The organism is Bradyrhizobium sp. SZCCT0148 (assembly GCF_018129985.1).
GTDB lineage: Bacteria > Pseudomonadota > Alphaproteobacteria > Rhizobiales > Xanthobacteraceae > Bradyrhizobium > Bradyrhizobium japonicum_H.
In genome coordinates, this window is record NZ_JAFCKT010000001.1 from 592,237 (window position 1) to 618,362 (window position 26,126).

25 protein-coding genes are annotated in these 26,126 nt (G+C 64.4%); 18 read left to right on the plus strand and 7 right to left on the minus strand.

Annotated features, from left to right (window positions below; translation table 11 throughout):
* The first annotated feature begins 627 nt into the window (after positions 1–627).
* The 12 genes from JQ580_RS02800 to JQ580_RS02855 all read left to right on the plus strand — a co-directional run bounded on the left by JQ580_RS02800 (position 628) and on the right by JQ580_RS02855 (position 12,959).
* Complete coding sequence (locus tag JQ580_RS02800; protein WP_212278212.1) at positions 628–1,359, plus strand: YadA-like family protein; 732 nt, start codon at positions 628–630, stop codon at positions 1,357–1,359.
* 16 nt (positions 1,360–1,375) lie between these two features.
* Positions 1,376–2,005 (plus strand): hypothetical protein, encoded by a 630-nt coding sequence (locus JQ580_RS02805; protein WP_212278213.1) that lies wholly within the window; start codon positions 1,376–1,378, stop codon positions 2,003–2,005.
* Between the two features lie 289 nt (positions 2,006–2,294).
* Positions 2,295–3,116: an NAD-dependent protein deacetylase gene (locus JQ580_RS02810; protein ID WP_212278214.1), complete on the plus strand. Its 822-nt coding sequence runs from the start codon at positions 2,295–2,297 to the stop codon at positions 3,114–3,116.
* Between the two features lie 139 nt (positions 3,117–3,255).
* Positions 3,256–5,340 carry a hydantoinase/oxoprolinase family protein gene (locus JQ580_RS02815; protein WP_212278215.1) on the plus strand — a complete coding sequence of 695 codons (2,085 nt, stop codon included), beginning with the start codon at positions 3,256–3,258 and terminating at the stop codon, positions 5,338–5,340.
* Between the two features lie 2 nt (positions 5,341–5,342).
* Positions 5,343–7,001, plus strand: a complete 1,659-nt coding sequence (locus JQ580_RS02820) for a hydantoinase B/oxoprolinase family protein (RefSeq protein ID WP_212278216.1) — start codon at positions 5,343–5,345, stop codon at positions 6,999–7,001.
* 33 nt (positions 7,002–7,034) lie between these two features.
* Positions 7,035–8,036, plus strand: coding sequence for a TRAP transporter substrate-binding protein (locus tag JQ580_RS02825; protein ID WP_212278217.1), 1,002 nt, complete (start codon positions 7,035–7,037; stop codon positions 8,034–8,036).
* A gap of 8 nt (positions 8,037–8,044) precedes the next feature.
* The gene (locus JQ580_RS02830; protein ID WP_212278218.1) at positions 8,045–8,638 is read left to right on the plus strand and encodes a TRAP transporter small permease subunit; all 594 of its coding nucleotides are present in this window, start codon (positions 8,045–8,047) and stop codon (positions 8,636–8,638) included.
* 31 nt (positions 8,639–8,669) lie between these two features.
* A complete protein-coding gene (locus JQ580_RS02835; RefSeq protein WP_212278219.1) occupies positions 8,670–9,974 on the plus strand; it encodes a TRAP transporter large permease in 1,305 nt (434 codons plus the stop codon).
* Positions 9,975–10,216: 242 nt separating this feature from the next.
* Positions 10,217–11,161 carry a DUF3618 domain-containing protein gene (locus tag JQ580_RS02840; RefSeq protein WP_212278220.1) on the plus strand — a complete coding sequence of 315 codons (945 nt, stop codon included), beginning with the start codon at positions 10,217–10,219 and terminating at the stop codon, positions 11,159–11,161.
* An 18-nt stretch (positions 11,162–11,179) separates the two neighbouring features.
* Positions 11,180–11,827 carry a hypothetical protein gene (locus JQ580_RS02845; RefSeq protein ID WP_212278221.1) on the plus strand — a complete coding sequence of 216 codons (648 nt, stop codon included), beginning with the start codon at positions 11,180–11,182 and terminating at the stop codon, positions 11,825–11,827.
* On the plus strand, positions 11,824–12,240 hold the full coding sequence (locus tag JQ580_RS02850; RefSeq protein ID WP_212278222.1) for a phage holin family protein: 417 nt from the start codon (positions 11,824–11,826) through the stop codon (positions 12,238–12,240). Before JQ580_RS02845 ends, JQ580_RS02850 begins: the two co-directional genes overlap by 4 nt.
* A gap of 110 nt (positions 12,241–12,350) precedes the next feature.
* The gene (locus tag JQ580_RS02855; protein ID WP_249133902.1) at positions 12,351–12,959 is read left to right on the plus strand and encodes a hypothetical protein; all 609 of its coding nucleotides are present in this window, start codon (positions 12,351–12,353) and stop codon (positions 12,957–12,959) included.
* 94 nt (positions 12,960–13,053) lie between these two features.
* Here JQ580_RS02855 and JQ580_RS02860 read toward each other — a convergent pair whose 3' ends face one another.
* Positions 13,054–13,698: a glutathione binding-like protein gene (locus tag JQ580_RS02860; protein ID WP_212278224.1), complete on the minus strand. Its 645-nt coding sequence runs from the start codon at positions 13,696–13,698 to the stop codon at positions 13,054–13,056.
* A gap of 103 nt (positions 13,699–13,801) precedes the next feature.
* Between JQ580_RS02860 and JQ580_RS02865 the strand changes: the two genes are divergently transcribed.
* Positions 13,802–14,488, plus strand: coding sequence for a TetR/AcrR family transcriptional regulator (locus JQ580_RS02865; RefSeq protein ID WP_212278225.1), 687 nt, complete (start codon positions 13,802–13,804; stop codon positions 14,486–14,488).
* 24 nt (positions 14,489–14,512) lie between these two features.
* Here JQ580_RS02865 and JQ580_RS02870 read toward each other — a convergent pair whose 3' ends face one another.
* Together JQ580_RS02870 and JQ580_RS02875 are read right to left on the minus strand one after the other, a co-directional pair.
* A complete protein-coding gene (locus tag JQ580_RS02870) occupies positions 14,513–16,480 on the minus strand; it encodes a methyl-accepting chemotaxis protein (RefSeq protein WP_212278226.1) in 1,968 nt (655 codons plus the stop codon).
* Positions 16,481–16,626: 146 nt separating this feature from the next.
* The gene (locus JQ580_RS02875) at positions 16,627–17,592 is read right to left on the minus strand and encodes a 2-hydroxyacid dehydrogenase (protein WP_212278227.1); all 966 of its coding nucleotides are present in this window, start codon (positions 17,590–17,592) and stop codon (positions 16,627–16,629) included.
* Positions 17,593–17,736: 144 nt separating this feature from the next.
* Between JQ580_RS02875 and JQ580_RS02880 the strand changes: the two genes are divergently transcribed.
* The 3 genes from JQ580_RS02880 (at position 17,737) to JQ580_RS02890 (ending at position 20,249) form a co-directional block, all read left to right on the plus strand.
* Complete coding sequence (locus JQ580_RS02880) at positions 17,737–18,105, plus strand: YciI family protein (protein ID WP_212278228.1); 369 nt, start codon at positions 17,737–17,739, stop codon at positions 18,103–18,105.
* Positions 18,102–19,403 carry an RNA polymerase sigma factor gene (locus JQ580_RS02885; RefSeq protein WP_212278229.1) on the plus strand — a complete coding sequence of 434 codons (1,302 nt, stop codon included), beginning with the start codon at positions 18,102–18,104 and terminating at the stop codon, positions 19,401–19,403. Before JQ580_RS02880 ends, JQ580_RS02885 begins: the two co-directional genes overlap by 4 nt.
* A 90-nt stretch (positions 19,404–19,493) precedes the next feature.
* Positions 19,494–20,249, plus strand: coding sequence for an SRPBCC family protein (locus JQ580_RS02890; protein WP_409363190.1), 756 nt, complete (start codon positions 19,494–19,496; stop codon positions 20,247–20,249).
* Between the two features lie 112 nt (positions 20,250–20,361).
* Here JQ580_RS02890 and JQ580_RS02900 read toward each other — a convergent pair whose 3' ends face one another.
* The 4 genes from JQ580_RS02900 to JQ580_RS02915 form a co-directional block, all read right to left on the minus strand.
* Positions 20,362–20,724 carry a hypothetical protein gene (locus JQ580_RS02900; protein ID WP_212278230.1) on the minus strand — a complete coding sequence of 121 codons (363 nt, stop codon included), beginning with the start codon at positions 20,722–20,724 and terminating at the stop codon, positions 20,362–20,364.
* A 565-nt stretch (positions 20,725–21,289) separates the two neighbouring features.
* A complete protein-coding gene (locus JQ580_RS02905) occupies positions 21,290–21,727 on the minus strand; it encodes a hypothetical protein (RefSeq protein WP_212278231.1) in 438 nt (145 codons plus the stop codon).
* Between the two features lie 126 nt (positions 21,728–21,853).
* Complete coding sequence (locus JQ580_RS02910) at positions 21,854–22,642, minus strand: SDR family NAD(P)-dependent oxidoreductase (RefSeq protein ID WP_212278232.1); 789 nt, start codon at positions 22,640–22,642, stop codon at positions 21,854–21,856.
* A gap of 108 nt (positions 22,643–22,750) precedes the next feature.
* Entirely contained in the window at positions 22,751–24,415 is a 1,665-nt protein-coding gene (locus tag JQ580_RS02915) for a methyl-accepting chemotaxis protein (RefSeq protein ID WP_212278233.1), read from the minus strand.
* A gap of 830 nt (positions 24,416–25,245) precedes the next feature.
* On the opposite strand from JQ580_RS02915, the gene JQ580_RS02925 reads away from it, so the two are divergent.
* Both JQ580_RS02925 and JQ580_RS02930 read left to right on the plus strand, forming a co-directional pair.
* A complete protein-coding gene (locus JQ580_RS02925; protein ID WP_212278234.1) occupies positions 25,246–25,650 on the plus strand; it encodes a YciI family protein in 405 nt (134 codons plus the stop codon).
* Positions 25,651–25,706: 56 nt separating this feature from the next.
* A complete protein-coding gene (locus JQ580_RS02930) occupies positions 25,707–26,072 on the plus strand; it encodes a YciI family protein (protein WP_212278235.1) in 366 nt (121 codons plus the stop codon).
* Positions 26,073–26,126: the final 54 nt, after the last annotated feature.

Sequence of the window (26,126 nt, forward strand, 5' to 3'; positions counted from 1 at the left end):
CCACGCTCTCGGCGGTCGGGGCCGACCCGGCCTCTAGACGTGAGAGCGAAAATGCCTCCTGCGATCAGCAATTCGATATTCCATTTGATAGGTTCCGTCCTAGGCCGCGCGCTTGTTCATCGCGCCGGGTTCACAGGTCTCGTCCTGACGTTGAGCGTGTCTGGTCTGGTCATCTCTCCGGTAGCCGCACAGACTTGCTATTCCAATGGGAGTGGATTCCTGGGCAGTTGTGACGCCTCAACGTTGGGGCCAGGCCAAATGACCGCAGTCGGCAACGGCGCTGCCGCGTTTGGAGCCGGTGCGACTGCCCTTGGCGATTATGCGGGCGCAAGCAACCAGGCGGCGACGGCGATTGGCGCTGACGCCTCTGCGACCGCCTCCAGCACATCGGTGGGCAGAAGTGCCGGTGCAAACTCCATCGGTGCGGGACAGGGCGTGACGAGCATCGGCGCATACGCCAACCACACCCAAGGTGACTTCGCAAATTGGAGCACTGCAATTGGTGCCGGTGTTGACGGCACCGCCGCGACGTCGTCCGGAAAGTACAGCGTTGCTATTGGCGGGGGCGATGGAGTAGCCGGCCAGACCGGCGCGAGTTCCAGTGGCGATAGATCGGTCGCGATCGGCGTGAGCAGCGCCGCGTCGGGGATATCTGCCACCGCGATCGGAAGCGGTGCGAGTGCAAGCACAACAAATGCCGTCGCCCTGGGAAACGCGGTTACGGCAAGCGGTAGCAATTCCTTCGCGGCAGGCAACAACTCCCGCGCCACCGGAGCGAGCGCCGTCGCGATCGGCGATGGCGCAACTGCCGGCACGGGCGCCAATGCCATCGCCATCGGGACCAACGCTACCGCGAGCTTCGCGAACTCCGCCGCCGTCGGCTCCGGCGCGACGGCGACGGCAGTCAACCAGGTCGCGATCGGCACGGCAAGCAACACCTATCGCCTTGCCGGCGTTGCCTCCGCCGCAAGCCTTGCGGCGCAGAGTGGACCGGTCTCCTTCGTCACCACCGATGCTGCCGGCAATCTCGCGACGTCGAACTTCAATCCGGCGAATATCACCTCCTTGCAATCGCAGGTGACTTCGCTGCAATCGCAGGTCATGGATAACCGGCTCGAGGCGCGCAGCGGCACCGCGGTGGCCCTCGCTGCCGGCTCGATGCCGGCGCTGCAGGCCGGCCGCAAATTCGCGCTGTCGGCGGGCTACGGCAATTTCGAGGGCGCCAACGCATTCGCGCTCGGCGCGACTGCGCTGCTGTATGACGGCAAGAGCTACGCCGTCATCGCGAACGCCGGCGGCGGCATTGGCCTCGAGCGCAACGTTGCAGGAGGCCGCGGCGCTGTCTCGATCCAGTGGTAGAAAGAATGCGTCCGCAATGACGCTTCGTTGGCTAAGTGCTGGCCTTGGGCTTTTGGTTCTTGGACTCCTGATCTTGGGCGCGGTGACGACGTCTGCGCAGCAGGCCTCGCCGCAGCCGCAACCACACCCGGCCACGCCGCCGCAAGCCGCAGCAAAGCCGGCCAATATCGACCGCAACGGCGTGCTGATGCTGATCCGGTCGACGCTGCTCGCGCTCGATCACGCCAACCAGACCGGGAATTACACCGTGTTGCGCGATCTCGGCGCCCCCGGGTTCCAGGTCAATACCGCAGCGAGGCTCGCGGAGATATTTGTCAAGCAGCGCGGCGACAAGCTCGACCTCTCGGGCGTCGCCGTTATCGATCCACAATTGTCTCTGCTGCCGCAGATCGAGCCGAACGGCCTGTTGCACATGGCAGGATTTTTTCCATCGGTGCCCTCACAGGTGAATTTCGAGCTGTTGTTTGCACCGGTCGAAGGACAATGGCGCCTGTTCGGCGTGTCTCTGTCGGTCGGTCAGTCCGCGCCGGTCGCGCCGCCAGCGCCCGAAGCACCGGCGGCCAAGGCTGTGGTCTCGCAGAAGCAGGCGACGCCCCCAAGGCCCGGCGCGACTTCGAAACAGTCTGCTCCGTCAGCGACACAATGATCGGCGGATGGAACTGCTTCGGCGGCCGTCTTCCCTGGTCGGCCCGAACGGGCGCCTGGTCTTCACCAATGCGCCGGGCGGGCCATGCTGGACGAGGCCTCGTTGCTGACCGAGCGAAACGGCGATTTGGCTGCAGCCGCGTCCGAGGCAGTGGGCACTCCGCGACGCGCTCGCGGCTGCCGGGAACGGCGAAGCGACGGTCGGGGGTGGTGGTCCGATTTCGCTCTCGGCCGCGCTCCCGGCGGGCGTGATCTGGCAAAATGTCGCGGCGCGAACTACATCATGCGCCATGACCAATGCTCCGCTGCCAAACTCCCCGCTCCGGGATTTCGTCGACCGTCACGAAAAACTGTTCGTGCTGACCGGCGCCGGCTGCAGCACCAATTCGGGCATTCCCGATTACCGCGACAGTCATGGCAACTGGAAGCGGACGCCGCCGGTCAATTTTCAGGCCTTCATGTCCGAGGTGCATACGCGCCGGCGCTATTGGGCGCGCAGCCTGATCGGCTGGCGGCGGTTCGGCCAGGCTCGCCCGAACGATGCGCATCACGCGCTGGCCCGGCTCGAGGCGAACGGGCGGTGCGGGATGCTGCTGACCCAAAACGTCGACCGGCTGCATCAATCCGCCGGCCACCGCCAGGTGATCGATTTGCACGGCCGGCTCGACCTGGTTCGCTGCATGGGTTGCGGGGACAAGACGCCGCGCGATGAATTTCAGCAAGCACTCGGTCGCGCGAATGCCGAATGGCTGACGCTCGATGCAGCCGACGCACCGGACGGCGATGCTGATCTGGAGCACGAGGATTTTTCGTCCTTTCAAGTGCCTGCTTGCGAAGCCTGCGGCGGCATCCTCAAGCCCGATGTCGTGTTCTTCGGCGAGAACGTCCCCCGCGACATCGTCGCGACCGCGCAGGATCATCTGGCGCAGGCCGATGCCATGCTCGTCGTCGGATCGTCGCTGATGGTCTATTCCGGATTCCGCTTTGTTCAGTCTGCCGCGCAGCGCAAGATTCCGATTGCGGCGGTCAATCTCGGCCGCACCCGCGCCGACGATCTCCTTACGCTCAAGGTCGAGGAGCGCTGCGAAGCGGCGCTTGCATTCCTGCTCTGATCGAAGGGCTCGCGAACACGCCTTGCCTATTGCATAGGTGCCAAGCAGAATAGCTTGGCGCGGCGTTTCTCGTCATCCATGGCATGGAAATTGCTGCGTTTTCGACGACAGTTTTCGACGATCAGCCGGAGAATTTGGAATGCTTGAGGGAGCCGAAGTGCGGCTTGCCGTCGATATCGGTGGCACATTTACCGACATCGTGCTGGACGTGGGTTTGGATCGCAAGACGCGCAAGCTGCTGACGACGCCGCAGCGTCCCGAGCAGGCGGTGCTGGATGGAATGCGTCTCATTCTCGCCGACGCGCGTGCCCATATCAGCGACATCGACGTCTTCATTCACGGCACCACGCTCGCGACCAACGCCATCATCGAGCGCCGCGGCGCCAAGACGGCGCTGATTGCGACCGAAGGCTTTCGCGACGTGCTCGATATCGGCACCGAGAGCCGTTACGACCAGTATGATCTCACCATCGACAAGCCGAGGCCGCTGGCGCCGCGCAATCTGCGTTTCACCGTGCCCGAGCGCGTCGACGCCCACGGTGCCGTCCGTCTCCCGCTGGACGAAGCCTCGGTGCGTGCGCTCGCGCCGAAATTGCGTGACCTGGGCGTCGAAAGCGTCGCGATCGCCTTCCTGCATTCCTATGCCAATCCCGAGCATGAGCGACGCGCAGCCGCGATCCTGGCCGAGGAGATGCCTGATATCTCCGTGACCGTGTCCTCGGCCGTTTGCCCGGAGATTCGCGAGTATGAGCGCACATCGACCGCGGTGGCGAACGCATACGTGCAACCCTTGATCGACGGTTATCTCGCCCGCATGGCCGACGCCTTGCAGGTTGAGCAGTTCCGTGGCGCGATCTACCTCGTCACCTCAGGTGGCGGCGTCACGTCGATTGAGACGGCGCGGCGCTTTCCGGTGCGTCTCGTCGAGTCCGGGCCTGCCGGCGGCGCGATCTTCGCGGCCCAGATCGCGGCTCGGCTCGGCGAGAGCAAGGTGCTGTCCTTCGACATGGGCGGCACCACGGCCAAGATCTGCCTGATCGAGAAGTACCAGCCCGAGACCTCGCGCGTGTTCGAGGTCGATCGCGCCGCGCGCTTTCTCAAGGGCTCAGGCCTGCCGGTGCGCATTCCCGTGATTGAGATGGTCGAAATCGGCGCCGGCGGCGGCTCGATCGCCCATGTTGATGCGATGAAGCGCGTCACCGTCGGGCCCGAGAGCGCCTCCTCGGAGCCGGGACCGGCTTGCTACGGCCGAGGCGGCCAGCGCCCGGCCGTGACGGATGCGGACGTCGCGCTCGGCATGATCGATCCCGATGCTTTCGCCGGTGGCACGATCAAGCTCGATCCGGAGCTTTCGAAGAAGGCCTTGCTGAGCAGCGTCGGCGAGCCGCTCGGCTTGTCGGCGGAGACTGCGGCCTATGCCGTGCACGAGGTCGTCTGCGAGAACATGGCGAGTGCGGCGCGCGTCCATGCGGTCGAGCGCGGCGAGATCGTCGGGCAGCACACGCTGATCGCCTTCGGCGGTGCGGCGCCGCTGCATGCGGCGCGGGTTGCCGAGAAGATCGGCGTCTCCCGGGTGATCGTGCCGTCGAATGCCGGTGTCGGCTCGGCCGTTGGATTCCTGGCAGCTCCCATCGCCTATGAGCTGGTGCGCAGCCGCCACGTCCGGCTCGATGATTTCGACACCGAGGCGGTGTCGGATCTCTTGCAGGAAATGGTGACCGAGGCACGCGCATTGGTCGAGCCGGGCGCTGCCGGTGCGCCGGTGCGCGAGCGTCGCTCCGCCTTCATGCGCTATGTCGGCCAGGGCCATGAGATCTCGGTCGAACTGCCGAACCGCCGGCTGACGGCGACAGATCTCGCCGGCCTGCGGCAGAAGTTCGAGGCGGATTATTCCGCGATGTTCGAGCGGTCGATCCCGGGCGCCGCGATCGAGGTGTTGAGCTGGTCGGTGCTCGCCACCACCGATGCCCGCAATCCATCCGCCGTCGCTGCCGTCGCGCGCAAGCCGGCCGGCAAGGCGAGCGGCAGCCGCAAGTTCTTCGACGGCCGCGCAGGCGAGGTGATCGAGATTCCGCTCTATCGGCGCGAGGACATGGCGCCGGGCGCGACCATCGCGGGCCCTGCCGTGATCGCGGAAGACGAAACCTCCACCTTCGTCTCCAATAGTTTCGACGCGCACATCGACGGTGCCGGCAGCATCGTCATGGAACGAAAGGCAGCCTGATCATGAGCAAGGCAAACGGCGCGAGCCTGATCGATCTCCAGATCATGTGGCACCGGCTGATCGCCGTGGTCGAGGAGCAGGCGCAGGTGCTACTCCGCACCGCTTTCAGCCCGATCGTGCGCGAATGCGGCGATCTCTCGGCCGGCGTGTTCGACCTCAAGGGGCGCATGCTGGCGCAGGCAGTGACCGGCACGCCCGGTCACGTCAACTCGATGGCGGAATCGGTCAAGCACTTCATCAATCACTTCCCGATCGAGACGATGAAGGAGGGCGACGCCTACATCACCAACGATCCATGGATGGGCACCGGCCACCTCAACGATTTCGTCGTCACCACGCCCTGCTTCAAGGATGGCAAGCCGGTCGCGCTGTTCTCCTGCACCAGCCATCTCATGGACATCGGCGGCATTGGCTTCGGTCCTGATGCCACCGACGTGTTCATGGAGGGGCTCTACATCCCGATGCTGAAGCTGATCGACCAGGGTGTCGTCAACGAGACGCTGATGGCGATGATCCGCACCAACACGCGGCTGCCGATCGACACCGAGGGCGACACCTATTCGCTGGCCGGCTGCAACGACGTCGGCTGCGAGCGCCTTGTCGAAATGATGACCGAGTTCGGCATCGACACGCTTGACGAGCTCGGCGACTACATCTGCGACCGCTCGCGCGAGGCGGTGCTCGCCGAGATCGCCAAGCTGCCGAAGGGTAGCTGGCGCAACACGATGGTCGTCGACGGCTACGACGCGCCTGTCACGCTGGCGGCCATGCTGACGATCTCGGAGACAGGCATTCATGTCGATTTCGACGGCACTTCAACGGCCTCGAAGTTCGGCATCAACGTGCCGCTGTCCTACACTATCGCCTACACCGTGTTCGGGCTCGGCTGCGTCGTTGCCTCGCAGATCCCGAACAATGCCGGTTCACTGTCGCCGCTGACGGTGTCGGCGCCGACAGGCGCGATCCTCAATGCGCCGAAACCGGCGCCGGTCGCTTCGCGACACATCATCGGCCAGATGCTGCCCGACGTCGTGTTCGGCTGCCTGCGCCAGATCATTCCCGAGCGTGTGCCTGCGGAAGGCACCTCCTGCCTGTGGAATCTCAACGTGCGCGGCCAGACGCGAAGCGGCGTCGGCGGCAATTACGGATTCTCGATGGCGGTGACCTCCAACGGCGGCACCGGTGCGCGGTTTGCCAAGGACGGGCTTTCGGCGACGGCTTACCCGAGCGGCGTGCGTGGCACGCCGGTCGAGATCGCAGAGACGCAGACGCCGCTCATTTTCTGGCGCAAAGAGCTGCGTCCGGATTCCGGCGGGGCAGGGCGCACCCGCGGCGGCCTCGGCCAGATCATCGAGGTAGGCAGCGGCGTCGACGCGCCGTTCGACATCCTGGCGGCGTTCGACCGCATCGATCATCCGCCGCGCGGACGCGACGGTGGCAAGAATGGCGAGGCGGGCTATGTCGGCCTGAAGTCCGGCAAGAAGCTGCGCGGCAAGGGCTTCCAGCAGGTGCCGCCGGATGATCGGCTGGTGGTGCTCACGCCCGGCGGCGCCGGCATCGGTGCGCCCGGGACGCGCGATCGCGCGGCGGTCGAGGCCGATGTCGAAAGCGGGCTCGTCTCCGCGGACAATGCGGTTGCAATTTATGGGTACGCGCGCTGACGCGTCGGTGCGTTTGGTAAATGGAGGGGCTCTATGATCACGCGACGTAACTTCACTGCGGGCGCAGCCACGCTGCTCGCCACCGGCCATATCTCGACCCGTGCTCGCGCGGCGACGACGAACTGGGACATGTCGACCGTCTGGCCCGAAGGCAATTTCCACACCCAAAACGCCTTTGCCTTCGCTGAAGAGGTGAAGAAGCAGACGGGCGGCGCGGTGGCCATCACCGTGAAGGCGGGTGGCCAGCTCGGCTTCAAGGGGCCGGAGCATCTGCGCGCCGTGCGCGACGGCCTGGTGCCGCTCGCAGATGTCCTCAACATCCAGCAGGTCGGCGACGAGCCTTTCATGGGTGTCGAGAGCATTCCGTTCCTCTGTGGCTCCGTAGAGGAATTGAAAGTCCTGCACAAATACGTTCGGCCCGAATATGAGAAGATCGCCGCGCGCAACAACCAGAAGATCCTCTACATCGTGCCGTGGCCGACGCAGTACCTGCATCTCAAGGCGAAAGTCGCCGACGTCGAGGGGCTGAAGAACATCAAGATCCGCGTGCCTGACAAGAACGCGGTCGACATGCTGAACGCCATCGGCATGGCAGCGGTGATGATCCCCTGGGGCGAGACGATCCCCGCGCTCGCCTCCGGCGCGGTCGCCGGCGTCTCCACCTCGTCGGTATCGGGCGTCGACGGCAAGTTCTGGGAGTTCCTGAAATATGTCTACCCGACCAACCACGTCTGGTCGTCGCAGATGCTCACCGTCAATCTCGATTCCTGGAAGGCCATCCCTGCAGACCAGCAGAAGCTCGTCGCGGATATCGCGGCGAAGATGGAGCCCGGCTTCTGGGCCAACTCGCTCAAGGCCGACGTCGACAGCCTCAACCGTCTCAAGGAGGGCGGCATGGAGGTGGTACCGGTCTCCGACACGATGATGACCGACATCCGGGCCAAGACCGCGCCGCAGCTCGACGCGTTCCTCAAGCGTGTGCCGGCGGCGGACAAGCCGGTGCGGGCCTATCTCGCCGAAATGAAACGCGGCTGAGGGGACCCGTGGTGAGCGTTTCGTCCGAAGCACAGCAGAGCCTCAATGCAGCGGCGCCCGCGCCGTTGCGCATCCTGCTCGACGGCATCGACCGGCTCGGCCGGCTCGACGGCTGGATCGGCGGCGGCTGCCTGTTAACGCTGACGTTGCTGATGCTGTGCGAAGTCGCGACGCGCTTCCTCTCGAACTTCCTGCCGTTCTTTCCCCCGACGATCTCGATCGCCTGGGAATATTCTTCTTATCTGATGGCGGCGTCGTTCACCTTCGGCGCCGCCATGACCTTGCGCGTCGGCGGCCACATCCGTGTCGTGCTGTTGCTCAAGAACGCGCCGGCGCCGGTACAGCGCGCGCTCGAGATCCTGTCGGCCGCGGCCGGCTTCGCGTTCATGGCGTTCCTGACCTCGGCCATGGCGAAATTCGCCTTTGCCGCCTACACGCGCGGCCAGGTCTCGACCTCGAGCGACACGCCCCTGTGGTTTCCGGAAGCCGTCGTCACCTTCGGCATGCTGCTACTGACGCTCCAATTCCTAGCGCGCGCGATCCAGGCCGTGCTCGGCCTTCCGCTGGAAGACCACCGGATGAAGGCGTCGCCTGTCGAATGACCTTCCTGCTCACCTTCGGATTCAAGATCGCATGACCATCGAAGTCGTCGCCCTGTTCGCGATCCTGTTTGCCCTGCTGGCCTGCGGCGTCTGGATCGGCCTGACGCTCGCGCTCACCGCGACGTTGCTGCTGGCGATGTTCCGCTCGATCCCGCTCGACAAGCTGCTGCCGCAATATGCCTGGAACATCCTGACCACCCAGGAACTGCTGGCGCTGCCGCTATTCATCCTGATGGGCGAATTGTTGTTCCGCACCCGCCTGTCGCGCTCGCTGTTCCAGGGCCTCGCTCCGTGGGCAGGGTTGCTGCCCGGACGCCTGCTGCATGTGAATGTGATCGGTTGCACCATCTTCGCGGCGATCTCGGGCTCGTCGGCGGCGACCACGCAGGTGATAGGCCGCATGTCGCTCAACGAGTTGCTGCGCCGCGGCTATTCCCGGGACATCGCGATCGGATCGCTCGCCGGCGCCGGCACGCTCGGCTTCCTGATCCCGCCGTCCAACATCATGATCATCTACGGAGTGCTGGGCGACGTCTCGATCCTGAAGCTGTTCACCGCCGGCGTGCTGCCGGGCTTCCTGCTCGCCGCGACTTTTATGGCCTGGGTCATGCTGCACACCACGCTCAGGCCGGCGATGGTCCCTGAGACGGAGGCAAAGCTCTCACAGGTGCCGTGGAGCGAGCGCTTCGCCGCCTTGAAGGATCTTGCGCCCGCGCTCTTCCTGATCGCCTGCGTGCTCGGCTCGATGTATGGCGGCCTCGCGACGCCGTCGGAAGCCGCTGCCGTCGGCGTGCTCGGCGCCGCTCTGGTCGCATGGGCGCAGGGCTCGATGTCGCAGCAGGTGATCCGCGACGTGCTGATCGGCTCGGTCGTGACCTGTTCGATGATCGCGCTGATCGTGCTGGGCGCCTCGATCCTCGGCAATGCCGCGGCGTTCCTCGGCATCCCCCAGGCGGTGGCGGCCTTCGTGAAGGGGCTCGGCCTGTCGCCTTTCATGCTGATCGTGGTGCTGGTCATCTTCTATCTCGTCCTCGGCTGCTTCCTCGACGGCTTCTCGATGATCGTGATGACGCTGCCGATCGTGTTGCCGATCGTGAAAGGGGCCGGCTTCGACGAGATCTGGTTCGGCGTCTTCCTCGTGCTCGCCGTCGAGATGGCCCAGATCACCCCGCCGGTCGGCTTCAACCTGTTCGTGATCCAGGGCCTCACCGAGGATGGCCTCGGCTATATCGCACGCGTCACGATGCCCTACCTCCTTATCATGATCGGCTTCGTGCTGCTGCTGACGCTGTGGCCGGGGATCGTCACGATCCTGCCGCGCGTACTTTACGGATAGCGAAAGCGCTCTTCGAAAACGCTGCACGGTCCCTGACCCATAAGATCGACCCTACCCGTCGGCAACGGCATGGATGACCGCCGCGCGACGGTGCGCGGTGCACGCTAATGGCCCGGCTGGTGCCGCTTTGGCGTCTTGCACCCTCTTTCGGCCGAGGAGGCCGCTGATCCGGCTAGGAACCATTCAAACAAGGGTGAGTTCGTCCTGCAACAACGACAAGAAAGAACCAAGAGGGTGAAGTCATGACGCGATCAGTCGAAGACCTGAGGCGAGAGTCGGAGCGCAGCCGTGCGGAACTCTCCGCCACTGTCGACAGGCTCAAGGACCAGATATCCGACACCACGGAAAATATTCGGCACTCGGTCTCACCCGAACACATCAAATCGGAGATGTCGGATTACGTTGACCGAAAAACCCAAAGCTGGGTGGACGGGTTCAAACAGCAAATCATGGACAATCCCATGCGTGCCGTGGCTGTCGGCACGGCCGTGGGTGTGCCGCTTCTTCGTCTTGCGAGAGGTGTACCGTTGCCGCTTCTGATGATCGGCGCCGGCCTTGCCCTAACCTCGAAGACCGCGCGGGATCGCGCTGCAGAGATGACAGCTCCCGTCATGGGTCAAGCGGAACAGATGCTCGAAGGTGCCACTGATACCGCCCAGGCGGTGCAGCGCGACGTGAAGGCTCGTTTAACCTCGGTGCAGGATCAGGTCTCCGGATTGGCCGACGATGCGCGGGAGGCTGCAACAGGTCTCGCCGACGACCTGACCGCCAGGGCCGGCCGTGCCGCGGACACCATGCGAAGCGGTATGGACGCGGTCAACGATGCTGCTGCGAAAGCGCCCGGTCAGGCCCGCCAGATCATTGGTGACAACGCTGCGCTGATCAGCGGTATCGGCATTGCCATCGGCGCCATCATCGCGGCGGCCTTGCCTGAGACGAGCGCGGAATCGCAGGCAATGGGCTCGGCCAGCGACAACATCAAGCGGGCGGCCGGAGAGGCGGCGCAGTCCGGCTTCGAAGGCGTCAAGGATGCAGCAATGTCGACGGCTGATGCGGTCGCGAAGAGCGTTGGTGGATCCGATCTTGGCGGACACGCCAGCCAAATGACCAGGAATGTGGCTGACACACTCAAGGATGCCGCCGACGAAGTCGTGACGGCGGCGTTCCGACCGGCCCAGAAAACCTAACATCGAAAGATAAACATCATGAGCAATTCAGACCTCAACAAGACGAGCGGTTCCACCAAGGGCCGCGACACCAGCCCAATCACCAATATCAAGGGCCAGATGGACGATGCCGGCGCTGAGATGAAGCAGCGTGCCGGCGACGCACTCCAGGCCTCGTCAGATCTCGCCCGCGACAAGTTCAAGGAAGCCACTGACGCCGCGAAGGAAGTGGCAGACGGCGCCATGGACAAGATCGAAGGTGAGGCAGGACAGAAGCAACAAGCGGGCGCCGATTTCGTCGACCGTCTTGCTGGCAACTTCCGGGAGGCCGCGCGTGCCTTCGAGAAGGACGTTCCCTTGGCTGCGCGCGGCATCAATTCGGCGGCCGACTATGTCGAAGATGCTGCGACCAAGATCCGCGACGGAAGTTTCCGCGATGTCCTGGAAGGGGCGACTGACTTCGCCAAGCGGCAGCCGGCAGCGTTTTTGGGAATGTCGGTCCTTGCCGGCTTTGCCGTCGTGCGCTTCTTGAAGGCCTCGGGCGGGCAGGCGTCGACTTCACCTCAGGCCGGTGCAACGAGCGCAAGCCGGCCAGGCACCTTTGCTGCGAAAGAGAGCCAGTCGACGCCAGGGTCGAACGTGAACCGGCAGCAAAAGTCCTTCACGCAAGGTAGCAGCGTATCATGAGCATCCAACACGACATCAAGACGAGCCGGGACGATCTACGATCGGTCTCGAGCCTCGTCGGCGACGCCATGTCGCAATTCGCCAAACTGTTCCAGAACGAGATCGACTTGGCCAAGGCCGAACTCGTCGACAATGCAGAGAAGCTGGTTGCGGCGCTGGGCCTCATCGTTGCGGCTGGGGTCCTCGTGATCCCTGCCGTCGTGATGCTGCTGTTCGCGCTGGCGGCTGCCCTGATTGCAGCGGGCTGGTCACCTGCGGCGTCCTGTCTGGTGGCTGCCATCGTTGCCGCTGCAATCTCCGGCGGGATGTTCGCCGTGGGCCTGAATCGCCTGAAGTCGCAGGGGCTGGCTCCGCTTGAAACCCTCCGGCAATTGCAAAAGGACAAGAACACCGTGAAAGGAATGGTGCGATGACAACTCAAAAGAGCTTCGTCGACAGTCTGGTGTCATCCGCCCGGGACAATCCGCTCGCAGCAGCGCTCGTTGGCGGGGGCGCGCTTTGGCTGCTGGTCGGCGACGACAGATTGCGGGGCGCCGCCCGGTCGGCCGCGACGGCTGCCTCCGACGCGGTCGGCAGCACTGCCAGCGGTCTCGGTGCCGCAACCTCGGGGCTTCAGCGCGCGGCAACGGCAGGCTTCGGATCCGCCGGTGATGCCGCGAGCGAAGGGGCGCAAGCCGCCGGTGACGCCGCCACGGTTGCGGTCGCGACTGCAACGGACGCGATTCGTGATCGATTCGATGAAGGCGTTGCCTTCGCCAAGGAAAACTTCAACAAGCTCGGCAATGCGGTCCCCGGCACCGACGCGTTGAACAAGACGCAGTCGTCCCTGGCTGCTGCACTCGAGCGGCAACCCCTGGTTATCGGCGTCATGGGTGTGGCCATCGGTGCGGCCTTGGCGGCGGGATTTCGAAGCTCATCCTTCGAGAACGAATATGTCGGCGAAATCAGTGACGGCGTCAAAGCGGACCTCGGCGTTCGCGCGAGTGCGGTCAAGCAAGCCCTGCGCGAAAATTCGGACACGCTGATCGCCGAACTGGGTGACACCGGTGCTGAAGCTGTGGAGGTGGTGAAGCGTGCCGGCCTCGACGCCGCTCAGGCAGCGCAGGACAAGGTCAATCGCGCCAAGAGTTGATTGTGTCTGGCCGCGGGAGACCGCGGTGGATATAACGGCATGTGATAGGACGGTTGTCCCGGCCAAAGCGGCGCGGGACAACCGGTCTGTTCGATTAAGCCGCGGCCTTCTTCCGCGCCTGTTCGGCTTTGTACAGTTCGAATTCCTCCCCGATCGCCCGGGCGATCGACGGGCGCTCTCGCAGGCGTTCGTGATAGGCCTTGACGTTCGGCCATTTCGCCAATTCGATCGGCGGCGTGGCCATGGTCCAGTTGATGACTGTAACGAGGTAGGCGTCGGCCACGGTGAAATGGTCGAGCAGGAACTCGCGTCCTTTCAGATGGCTGTCGAGAACGTCGAGCCGTGACAGGTTCTTGTCCAGCACGTAGGTCTTGGCCTCCTGCGGCGCCTTGCGATCGAGCAGGGTCACGAACAGTCCCTTGTGCAGTTCGGTGCCGATGAAGCACAGCCATTGATGCAGGCGGCTGCGATCGATGCCCGCATCTGCACCGAGGCCCGCATTCGGGAACCGGTCGGCAACGTATTGCAGGATCGCGGCGTTCTCGGTCAGGATCACGCCGTCGTCGGTGCGCAGCGTCGGCACGAGACCGAGCGGATTCACGGCGCGGAAGTCGGAGCCGTCGCTCAGCACGGTCTTGGTCGGTGGGTCGACCTCGAGATAATTCGCCTCGGCACCGGCTTCATACAGCGCGATGCGTGTTGCCATCGAACAGGCGAGTGGCGAGAAATAGAGATCCATCTGTAGCCTCCTGGGCAATTCTTGAGGGGTTCGCTCAACCTGGCCAGATTGATTTTTGTACCATCTTGCATAATATAAAACCGGTCAAGGATTAATTTGCGAAATGGTACAAAAATCGAAGCCGCCCACTGCTGCTACTGAGCCCAAGCGCCACGGCCAACCCGAGCGCGGCAGCCAGCCCAAGCGTCGCGGCCGTCCGCGTGCCTACGAGCCTGACGTTGCCCTGGGCAAGGCGCTCGATCTGTTCCGGAAGCAGGGATTCGCCGCGACTTCGCTCGATGATCTCAGCGAAGCGACCGGGATGAATCGCCCGAGCCTGTACGGTGCCTTCGGCGACAAGCGCGAGCTCTACATCAAGAGCTACCAGCGCTATCGCGAGGAAGCGCGGGCTTCTATGGCAGCGATCTTCCGCGAGGAAATGCCGGTTCGCCAGCGGCTGGAGCGCATCTTCGCCTCGGCGCTGAACATCTATCTATCCGGCGAGACTGGCCCGCGCGGCTGTTTCACGGTGGTGACCGCGGCGTCGGAAGCGGTTGGCGATCCCGAGATTCGCGCCATGGTGCTCGACGGTCTCACCGAGCTCGACAAGGCCTTTGCGAACTGCTTCCGCCGCGCCAAGGAGACGGGCGAATTGCCGGAGAGCGCCGATCCGGTGGTGCTGGCGCAGGTCGCATCAGCCACCGTCCACTCCATTGCTATCCGCTCGCGGGCCCGCGTGCCGCGCAAGGATCTGGAGGCGATCGTCACAGGTGCGATCGACGTGATGGTGGGAGCGGGCGCCAAGACCTGAGCTATGGCGCGACCCGGCGCTTCACTAAGCAGCGCGGATCTGCGCCAGGAAGCGGTCGACCTCGTCCCGCAGCCGCTGCGACTGCTTCGACAGCTCGATCGCCGAACCCAGCACTTCCTCGGCCGCTGTGCCCGTCGCGGCGATGCCGGCCGTGACACCGGAGATGTTCTGCGAGACTTCGCCGGTGCGTGCGGCCGCCTGCTGGACGTTCTGTGCGATCTCCTGCGTCGCCGTGCCCTGCTGGCCGACGGCCGCGGCGATCGCGGCGGAGATCTCGTCGACCTGCTGAATCGTCGCGCAGATCGACTGAATGCCGTCCACGGCGCCTGATGTTTCGCCCTGCACCGCCGTGACCTGTGCACCGATCTCCTCGGTCGCCTTCGCCGTCTGCGTCGCCAGGGCCTTGACTTCGGAGGCGACCACGGCGAAGCCGCGGCCGGCCTCGCCCGCGCGTGCCGCTTCGATCGTCGCGTTCAGCGCCAGCAGGTTGGTCTGGCCTGCGATGCCGTTGATGAAGGAGACGACGTCGCCGATCTTCTGCGCGGCCTCCGCCAGGCTCTGCACGCGCGCATTGGACTGCCGTCCATCGCTTGCGGCCTTGCCCACCACTTCGGTCGCGTGCGCAAGGCGCCGGCTGATTTCGGTCATCGAGGAGGAGAGCTCTTCGGCCGCCGCCGCCACGGTCTGCACGTTCTCCGAGGCCAGTGTCGAGGCCGACGAGACCGCGCGCGTCTGCTGCCGGGATTGCTCGACGATGGCCGACATCGAACGCGCCGTATGCTCCATTTCGACCGCAGCCGAGGACACCGTGGTGACGACGTCGCGGATGCTGGCCTCGAAATTGTCGGCAAGCGCGGCGAAGGCGCGGCGCTTTTCCGCTTCGGATTGCGCCTTGGCTTCCAGCTGCTCGGCCTGGAGCTTGCCGAAGTTGACCGCGTTGTCGCGGAACACCGCGACCGCCTTTACCATCGCCCCGACTTCGTCGTTCGCCTTGCTGGCGGGGATCGTGACGTCAGTCCGGCCGTCTGCGAGTTCGCGCATGACCGAGGTGATGGAGAGGATCGGGCGCGAGATGCTGCGAGCGATGAGATAACCGACGATCGCCGCCAGCAGGAGCCCGAGCGCGGCGATGCCGATCGCGAGCATCCAGGCGCGGTCGGCCGAGGCCTCGTAATCGGCATTGTCCATCACCAGCTCAACGGCCCCGAGCGGCTTTCCGGAAAAATCCTTGATCGGTCCGAGCAGCGCTGCGACGGGCGTGGTGTCGAGCTTGGCCCGTTTCACGGTGAAACTGCCTGCGGTGGCGCGGCCGTAGTCGGCCGCGTCGAAGAAGCTCATGCCCTTCAGCGTGCCGCCGAACAGCTTGAAGCCGGAGCCGTCGGCGAGGTGGAAGGCGACGTCGACATGACGGTTGGTCTTGAAATCGTCGAGGAAGGACTGGCCGAAGGTCAGGCCGAATTCGACCGAGCCGAGCTGTTTGGCCCCTTGCGCGATCGGCACCACGCCGCGGATGCCGAGTCCGGCGACGCCGCCTTCGAGGCCGACCACGACCTTGTGCTCCTGGTTGGCGACCAGAACGGTCTTGCGGAAGCCGGAAAGATCGTCGCCGAACTTGGTGGGCTGGTGCACGCGCAGGAACGAGGTCGCTGGCGCCACATGGAATTGGAATTGCTCGACACCGTATTCCGATTTGGTCGCGGCGAACACCGGCCCGAACAGCCCGACCAGAGCGTTGCGGTCCTGCCTGGCCATCGCATCCTGCGTCGCCGGCATTGCGGCCACCACCGTACTCATGGCGGCGGCGCGGCGCGATTCCTCGGCGATGCGCGACTGCAGAGCATCATAATGGCTGTGCAATTCGCGCTGGTCGGCGCGGTCGATGATCCCTGCAATGATCCACATCGCCCCGAGCACGGCAAACAGGGCAGTGGCCGCCGCCGTCACCGCGAGGGCGACCGTGATCCGCATCCTGAGGCCGAGGCTGGCGCGCATGTCTGACTCGTTCTTTGACCGTTGGTTAAGAACGCTTATCAATTTCTCGCTAAGAGAGAGTGAACGGTGTGCCGGTGACCGCGGTGGTTGTGGTGGAACGACAGCGGGTATGAGGCGCGCGTGTGCTTCTTCCAACCGGCTAAAGCCTAATACCCCCGGGTCCGGTCCACCACGTTCTCCAACGCACCGCCGGCCTCGAAGCGCGCGATCTGCTCGGCGACATAGACCGAGATCGCATCCGCGTCGGTGTCGGCTGCGTTGTGCGGGGTCAGCACCACCTTGGGGTGGGTCCAGAACCGGCTGTCCGCCGGCTGCGGCTCCTGCACGAAGACGTCGAGGGAGGCCCCGCCCAGCGTGCCGTCGTCGAGGCAGGCGAGGATGTCGGCCTCATTCTGCAAGCCACCGCGTCCGGCGTTGATCAGCACCGGCGCGCCCAGCGGACTGTTGCGGTTGAGCTTCGTAAAGACGTCGCGGTTGAGGATGCCATGTGTCTCCGGCGTCAGCGGCAGCAGCGACACCAGGATGTCGGTCTTGCGCAGGAAGGCATCCATGCCTGCGGTGCCATGGAAGCATTCGACGCCATCGATCGCGCGCGCGCTGCGGCTCCAGCCGGCGACACGGAAGCCGAGCCGGCGCAGCACGTCGGCCGCATCGGCCCCCAACGTGCCAAGCCCCATGACGCCGACCGTGACCGCGCTCGCCGGCCATTGATATCTGGGCTCCCAGCGTTTCGCGCGCTGCGAGTCCCGCAAATAAAGCTCCTGGCGGTGGTGCATCAGCACGTGCAGCACGACATATTCGGTCATGCGGCCGGTCAGGTCGGGCACGGCGACGCGGACCAGGGGCACATCAGGCAGGCTCTTGTCCGCCATCAACGCATCGACGCCGGCGCCGAGATTGAAGATCGCCCGCAGATTGGGAAAAGTGCCGAGATCGCCCGGCACCGGCTTCCACACCGTGGCATAGTGCACCTCCGCCGGATCGAGCGTGGAATCCGGCAGCAGCACCACGCGACGGCCGCCGCAGACCGCCTCGAACCGGGCCTTCCAGCGCTCCGGCAGCCAGTTCTGCTGCGTGCTGTTGATCAGGACGGCCAGGGTGCCTTTGGTCATTCGAAGTGCCTCGTCGGGTTCCGCTTGCAACGGCCCTCCTTGGCACGATCTGCCGGACTTTTCCTGCAAATTATTTCCGCAGCGCTGTCGGGGCGGGGCATATTGGCGCGTCTTCAAATCAAGCCTTCGAGGAAAGTGCCGCCTATGCTTTACGCCATTCTTTGCTATCACGATGAGGACTTCGTCGGCTCCTGGAGCAAGGAGCAGGACGAGGCCGTGATGAAGAAGCTTGCTGTGGTGCAGGAAAAGCTTACCCAGCAGGGCCGGCTCGGGCCGGTGGCGCGATTGCTGCCGACCACGGCAGCGGCGACCCTGCGCAAGGAAGATCCGCCCCTGGTGCTGGACGGCCCCTATGCCGAGACCAAGGAGCAGTTGCTCGGCTTCTACATCGTCGACTGCGAGAATCTGGACGAGGCGCTCGACGTCGCGCGGGATCTTGGTGCCGCCAATCCCGGTGGCGCCTATGAGGTGCGTCCCGTCGGCGTGTTCCGGCCCGGAGGAATTTCGGCGTGAGCGAGACCGACACCGCCTGGATCGAGACCGCGCTGACCTCGGCGCGACCCCAGGCAGTCGGCGCGCTGCTGCGTTATTTCCGCGATATCGACACCGCCGAGGAGGCGTTCCAAAACGCCTCCCTGCGCGCACTCAAGAGCTGGCCGCAGAACGGGCCGCCGCGCGATCCTGCGGCCTGGCTGATCATGGTCGGCCGCAATGCCGCCATCGACGAGGTGCGCCGGACCCGCAAGCAGCAACCGCTGCCGGAGGACGACCAGGCGATTTCCGATCTCGACGACGCCGAAGGCGCGCTGGCTGAACGGCTGGACGGCTCGCACTACCGCGACGACATCCTGAGGTTGATGTTCATCTGCTGCCATCCGCAACTACCTGCGACGCAGCAGATCGCGCTGGCGCTGCGCATCGTCTCGGGCCTCACGGTGAAGCAGATCGCGCGCGCCTTCCTTGTCTCGGACGCGGCAATGGAGCAGCGCATCACCCGCGCCAAGGCGAAGGTCGCGGAGGCCGGCACGCCGTTCGAGGCGCCCGGCGCAATCGAGCGCTCCGAGCGACTCGCCGGTGTCGCGGCGATGATCTATTTGATCTTCAACGAGGGCTATTCCGCGAGCGGCGACACCGCGGAGATCCGAAAGCCGCTCTGCGAGGAGGCGATCCGGCTGGGGCGCCTGCTGCTCAGGCTGTTTCCGAGCGAGCCGGAGATCATGGGACTTACGGCGCTCTGCTTGCTGCAGCATGCGCGCAGTGCCGCGCGCTTTGCCGCGGACGGCTCGCTGATCCTGCTGGACGACCAGGACCGCTCGCTGTGGAACGGCACCATGATCGCGGAAGGGCTGGCGCTGATCGACAAGGCGATGCGCCATCGCCGCAGCGGGCCCTATCAAATCCAGGCCGCGATCGCCGCGCTGCATGCCCGCGCGGCGACGCCGGAGGAGACAGACTGGGCGCAGATCGACCTGCTCTATGGCGCCCTGGAGGTCGTGCAGCCGTCTCCTGTGGTGACGCTCAACCGCGCGGTCGCGGTCGCCAAGGTGCGCGGGCCGCAGGCCGCGCTCGATCTGATCGAGCCGCTGGCCTCGAAGCTCGCCAACTATTTTCATTTCTACGGCGTTCGCGGTGCCTTCCTGATGCAGCTCGGCCGCAACGACGAGGCGTGCGTCGCCTTCGACCGCGCCATCGCGCTTGCCAACACCTCCGCAGAAGCCGCCCACATTCGCATGCACATCGATCGGCTGATCCGGGACAGCCAGCCGAAGCGGGCCGACGGCGCTGCCAGGCAAGGCGCGAAGGCGACGTGACACCCGTGACAACGCGGGCAAAAATCTCACGTCGCGTTGTCGGCCCCGGCGCCCTCGCATCGTCCTAGGTCCGTATCCAGGGAGCAATCCATGCTGAAAGCCATTGCCATCATCGCCATCGTGCTCGCCGTTGGAATTGCGGGCGTCCTTGCCTTTGCTCTGACCAAGCCCGACACCTTTCGCGTCGAGCGCAGCCTCGCGGTAAAGGCGCCGCCGGGTGCAATCTACCCGCAGGTCGCCGATTTCCACCGCTGGACCGCTTGGTCCCCTTATGAGGGCCGCGATCCCGAGATGAAGCGCACCTTCGGTGGAGCCGCGGCAGGGAAGGGCGCGACCTATGCCTGGGACGGCAACAACAATGTGGGCGCCGGCCACATGGAGATCCTCGAGGCAAATCCCGTGTCAAAGATTCGCATCAAGCTCGACTTCGAACGTCCGTTCGAAGGCCACAACACTGCCGAGTTCACCTTTGTGCCGCAAGGCGACGCCACACTGGTGACATGGGCGATGTCCGGTCCGGCTCCGTTCCTGTCCAAGGTCATGCAGGTCTTCATCAACATGGACAGCATGATCGGCAAGGATTTCGAGGCCGGCCTAGCGCTTCCCGACGGCAGCGTATTGATGGCTTCCGATGCGCCGCCAGAGCATTTTCACAAGCCTCAAGGCTTTTCGATCTCGCTCACAGTCAAGGATACCGAGGAAGGCGAGCGCAAGTTCAACGCGCTCGCCGACGGTGGCTCCGTCACCATGCCGTTCAGCAAGACGTTCTGGGCCAAGGGCTTTGGCATGTGCGTGGACAAGTTCGGAATTCCGTGGATGGTGAACTGCCCGGCCCAAGGAGTGTGACGGGCGCGGCCGCCTGCATGATCTGTTGAGTCGCGAATCCCTTCTCTCCAGCGTTGCTGGAGAGGAGGCGCCGGAATCTATCGCATCATACCCGGATCGGTCGCGAGCGCGCTCAACGGATCGATCCGGTCACGTCCTCGCTCTGCTGCGGCGCCTGAACGCAGCGAGGACAGATCACGAGCTTGGTGCCGAGCTTCCTGTCGTTCTCCGCTTCGATCTCGCCATGGACCGCCCACCACGCCTCCGAGTATGGCTGCAAGGTGCCGAGCACGCGTTGTCGTTCCTGATTGGGATCAGTCGCCGCGGGCGCGAGGTTCGTCGCGCGCCGCTTCGCAGCATGAGAGCGGTTCGAGACCTTGTTGGGGTCCTGGCCGAGGCCATCCCAAGCAATCGGGCGACGCTCCTGCGCCGGTGCGACTGCGCAGCCAAGCAGCGCCGTGCAGAAAGTGAGCAAGATGAAGCCGTGTCGTATCATGCCGGATTCCGGGTTTCGGTGCACGATCCGCAGGCTCCGTGCTGAGAAGCTGCGGCGATCAGATGGAACTCAAGGCAAACCCATGGGCCGGCATGGCCGAGGGAATGAACTCACGAATCGCATCACTTTGCGGGCGCAGTGGGGCCACTTCGTGAAACCCCCGGACTGCATTGCACAACAATTGACGCAAAATTGGGCTGTGATCTGCACGTCAGAATCGCTATTCGTGATTCATAAAAGCTTCAAAACGGGATGGACGTCACTTGGAGGGGGAGCGACCGATGGCAACGGCGCTACAGATCAATTTTGCTCTTTGGGGAATGCTCATCTGCGCCAGCATGAAGCTGGTGCCGGTGATTCAGACTCTTTATTGAGGGCCGCCAAAGTGTGATGGTGAAGAGCCCGGTGCGCGCATCACGTGCGAGCCCACGGAATCTGCCGTGTGGTCTTGAGCCAGCCGAGCCAAGTACCTTCCAGACCAAATTCCCTTCAAACCCTAGGCCTCTGATGGGACGGGGTCACAGAGAGCCCTTTCACGTCACGATCGTGTCGGTTGCCAAATTCGTCACCGGCAGCGCGGATAGATCGCGGCGAGATCGCGGCCTTTCATCAGCAGCAGCCGTGAGCTCAGGCCGCCGCGGCGGTTGATCCAGTCACGCACGGGGCCGGGATAGGCGGCAAGCACCGCGACCGATGCCTCCGGCTCGGCATAGAAGCGCCCGCGTCGGTCCACCGAACGCGCCGCATGGAAGCCGAGCACGGCGCGCTTGGTGACGCAGATGCGCTCGCCCGGCACGATGCTCAGCACCAGCGTGCAGGCAGACAGGCAGGGACCGTCGATCACCACGCGCTCGCCGCTCTCACGTACTTTCTCGAACAGATCGAGGAACGGCCCGACCTGTCCGCCCGGAGACTGGATGATGCGGATTTCGGCTGATGCAGGCGCGGTGGCGAGCAGCGCGGATACAATGATCAGGGCGTTGAGAAAGGCAGCGCGTTGCATGGCGTACTCCACAAGCTCGAATCCCTTGGTGGGAAAAGCGTAGCGTGCCCACCAATGGCGCCGCAAATGCGGAGAAGTCGTGGGCACGGCGCTTGCCCGCCTTTGCCCACCCTACAATTTCCGTGCCTAGCCGTTGCGGCGCTGGCCGCGCAGCGTCGGCAGACCGATACCTGCCGCATCGAACCCGCCATCCACGGCCAAAATTTGTCCGGTGATGTAACTCGCGCTGCCCGAGCACAGGAAGTAGATCGCTTCCGCGAGTTCCTCCTCCAGGCCGTAACGGTTGAGCGGAATGGCGTCGTGATAGTCGGCGCGGATCTCCTTGGTGTGCACCTGCTTCGCCATCGCCGTGTCGACCGGTCCCGGCGCGACCGCGTTGACGCGGATGTTGAGGGAAGCGAGTTCGACCGCGAGCTGCTTGGTGAGGTGCGCGAGCCCGGCCTTGCTGGTGCCGTAGGCCGAGCGCAGGGTCGAGGCGCGCACCGCCGAGATCGAGGTGATGTTGACAATGGCGCCGCCGTGGCCCTCGCGCATCAGGGGCACGGCCGCCTTGGTGCAGAGGAACGGGCCGGTGAGATTGACTTCGATCACGCGGCGCCAATCGGTCTCGGACGTTTCCATCAGCGGCGCGAACACGGCGATGCCGGCATTGTTGACCAGTGCGTCCAGCCGGCCGAAGCGGTGCTCGACCGCCTCCATTGCATCGCTCACCGCGGCCGAGTCGGAGACGTCGCAGGTCAGCGCCAGCGTCGTCTCGCTTTGGTCGATGTCGGCGACAGCGCGGCCGAGCAGCTCGCCCTCGATATCGAGCAGCGCCACGCGCCAGCCCTCGGCCAGGAACTTTTTCGCGGTCGCAAGCCCGATGCCGCGCGCGGCTCCGGTGACGAGGGCGACTTTTTGCGGAGAAGCGGGCATGGGCTGATCTTGTCCTTCTGTCGGAAACGGGAGCCGCAGGGGCGGCCAGCGCCTTTTACTGCGCTTTCGTTCCGGCAAGAAGGACGGAGATCGATCAAGGCCGTCTTCCTACGAAAGCTCCGCCGAAGCGCGCTGCATATTGGCCGACATATCCGATGTCACGATGCTCTGCTCCTCGACCGCTGCGGCAGTGGAGGCGATGAACTCGTTGACGCCGGCAATCGCGGCCTTGATCGCAGTCAGCGAGCTGGCGACGTCGCCTGAGATGGTGTTGAGCGCGTCGATCTCGGATGTGATGGTGTCGGTCGCCTGCTTGGCCTGGTTGGCGAGGTTCTTGACCTCTGAGGCCACCACCGCAAAACCCCGGCCGGCTTCGCCCGCGCGCGCCGATTCGATCGTGGCGTTCAGCGCGAGCAGGTTGATCTGGCTGGTGATGCCGGCGATCATCTCGACGATGCCGCTCATGGCCTGCGCGGCCGCGTTCAGCTTCTGGGCTTGGCCGTCGGCGGCCTCGACCCGGTTGGTCGCGACCTTGGAGTTCTCGCGCGACTTCGCCATGGTCTCTGAGATTTCGCGGATCGAGGCGCTCATCTGTTCGCTGCCGGCCGCGACCGCCTCGATCAGCCCGCGTGCGTTGTCGGCCTTTTTGCGGCCGATCGCTTGCGCGGTGATGTCGGTGGCATATTTCACCACCTTGTAGGGCCTGCCGTTGAGGTCGAAGATCGGATTGTAGGACGCCTGGATCCAGATCTCCCGCCCGCCCTTGGCGATGCGCTTGTATTCCGCGGCCTGATATTCGCCGCGGTTGAGAGTCTCCCAGAACTGGCGATAAGCCGGCGCATTCCGCTCGTCCGGTTCGACGAACATGGAGTGGTGCTGACCCTTGATCTCAGCCAGCGAATAGCCCATCGCCTTCAGGAAATTCTCGTTGGCGGAGCGGATCGTGCCGTCCATGTTGAACTCGATCACCGCCTGCGACTTCTGGATCGCGGCGAGCTGGCCGTCATTGTCGGCCGCCTTCATCTTCTGCGCAGTGACGTCGGTTGCGAACTTGACCACCTTGAACGGTTTGCCGGTTTCGTCGAGGATCGGATTGTAGGTGGCAATGATCCAGATCTCCTTGCCGCCCTTGCCGAGCCGCTTGTATTCGGCCGCCTCGAACTCGCCACGGTTCAGCTTGGCCCAAAACGCGGCATAGCCGGCGCTCGCGCGATCTTCGGGCGTCACGAACATGCTGTGATGCTTGCCCTTGATCTCGTCGAGCGAGTAGCCCATGGCGGTCAAGAAGTTGTCGTTCGCGGTGACGATGGTGCCGTCCATGTTGAACTCGATCACGGCCTGTGCGCGGTTGATCGCGGCGATCTTGCCGGAATCCTCCATGGTCTTGATCTTGTACGCCGTGATGTCGGTGGCGAACTTGATGAAGCTGATCACCTTGCCGTTCTCGTCGCGCAAAGGCGCATAGGACGCATGGACCCAGACTTCCTTGCCGTCCTTGCCGAAACGCTTGTATTGCGTGGTCTGGAATTCGCCACGGTTCAGGCTGGCCCAGAAGTCGCGGTAGCGAGCGCTCTCGCGCTCGGCGGGGCTGACGAAGATGCTGTGGTGCTTGCCCTTGATCTCGGCCAGCGTGTAGCCGCTCATCTTGAGCAGGTTTTCATTGGCATCGAGAATGGTGCCGTCGAGACTGAATTCGATCACAGCCTGCGACCGGTCGAGCGCCTCGACCTCCGCGACCGCGTGCCTGACCTTCTTGCTCTGGAAATTAAACACGTAAGCTCCGCAATGCTTCAGAGGCGAATCGACCGGATTGCCAAAAATACCGTTCCCCGGAGTGAAAAGTTGCACTCTCTTATTGAGCAACCGTAAAGCACGAGTCGTCGCCCACGCTGGTTCTAAGATCATGCGGGTATCGGCCATGTACTTCAACCAACAGCGGTTCTTGGCTCATATGCACGTCGGGGTTCACAATCGGCGGCCGTGGTTTTACGGGGGGCGCAGCGAAATATTTTTCGTGTTGAGCCGGTGTTGCGCAGCCGCGGTGTCGGCGTGATCCGGTGTGAATCGTCTTCAGCGCAATGCTTCCTTTGCGGAGACAGCGGACGTCCGACGACCGAGAACGCCTGATCCGAGGCCTCTTCGCCGCCTATCTCGCCAGCGACCGGCAGCGGGTCGCCGACGCATTGGCCGACGATTTCCGGTTCACCAGCCCGTCCGACGCGACTTCGACAAGGCGACCTATTTTGAACGCTGCTGGCGCGACACCGGTTGGATCGCACGGCATGACATCGATGCATCTTCGTCCGGGGCGAGGAGGCCTTCGTCACTTGTCTCTGCCTTTCGACGGATGGCAGGAGTTTTCGCAACATGGAGTTCTTCACCGTCGCAGGCGGCAATCTCCGGCGCATCGACGTCAAATGCGGCGCAGCCCGTCAGCACGGCCGCTTCCCGCCGCAGCCGCGCTAGGGCGGGAGCCTCCGGATTATTTTCCGCGGGCGTGTCGGTTCCGCGAGAACTCATTCGTCTTTGAAGGCAAGCGGGCGTGCGCCTCACGGCGCATCCCGGACATCCGCGGAAGCCAGCACACGACTAGGACACGACCTATGCGATTCATGATGTTGATGATCCCGCTCGGCTACGAGGCCGCGCCGCCTGACGTGCAGCTCGATCCCGATCGCGTCGCCGCGATGATGCGCTACAACGAGGCGCTGAAGGACGCGGGCGTGCTGATCACGCTCGACGGCCTGCATCCGCCGTCGATGGGCGCGCGGGTCTCGTTCGCGAGCGGCAAGCCCATCGTCACGGACGGCCCCTTCACGGAGGCCAAGGAAGTGCTGGGCGGCTATTGGATGATCGAGGTTGCCTCGCGCGCCGAGGCGATTGCCTGGGCGAGGCGGTGCCCGGCCTCGCCGAACGAGATCATCGAGATCCGGCAGGTGCAGGAGATCAGCGACTTTCCGCCCGACGTGCAGGCCGCTGCCGCCGGGTTTGGCGACCTGAAGCAATAGCCGCAAGGGTCGCGATGAGACCGCGGCTACATCAAGACTCAACAACGGAGAGACCGATGAGCACCCAACACAACTTCCTCGCCGTCTATCTCGGCAGCATGAACGGCGAGAAAATGAAAGCCTGGCATGCGATGCCCGAGGCGGAACGGAAGGTGAAAGAGCGCGAGGGCATGGCCGCCTGGCACGGCTGGGTCGAGAAGCACAAGGACGTCATCGTCGAGCTGGGCGGCCCGCTGGGCAAGACCCGCAGGATCGACGGACGCGGCATCACCGAGACCAGCAACGCGCTGACCGGCTTCACGGTGGTGCGGGCCGCCTCGCAGGAGGAGGCTGCCAAACTGTTCGAAAGCCATCCGCATTTTGCGATCTTTCCGGGCGAGGCGATCGAAGTGATGCCGGTCCTGCCAATTCCGCAGATGTAGCTTCGGTGGCGGGCCCGTTCCGGGCGGGCGCCAACGCATCGGCATGCCGATGGA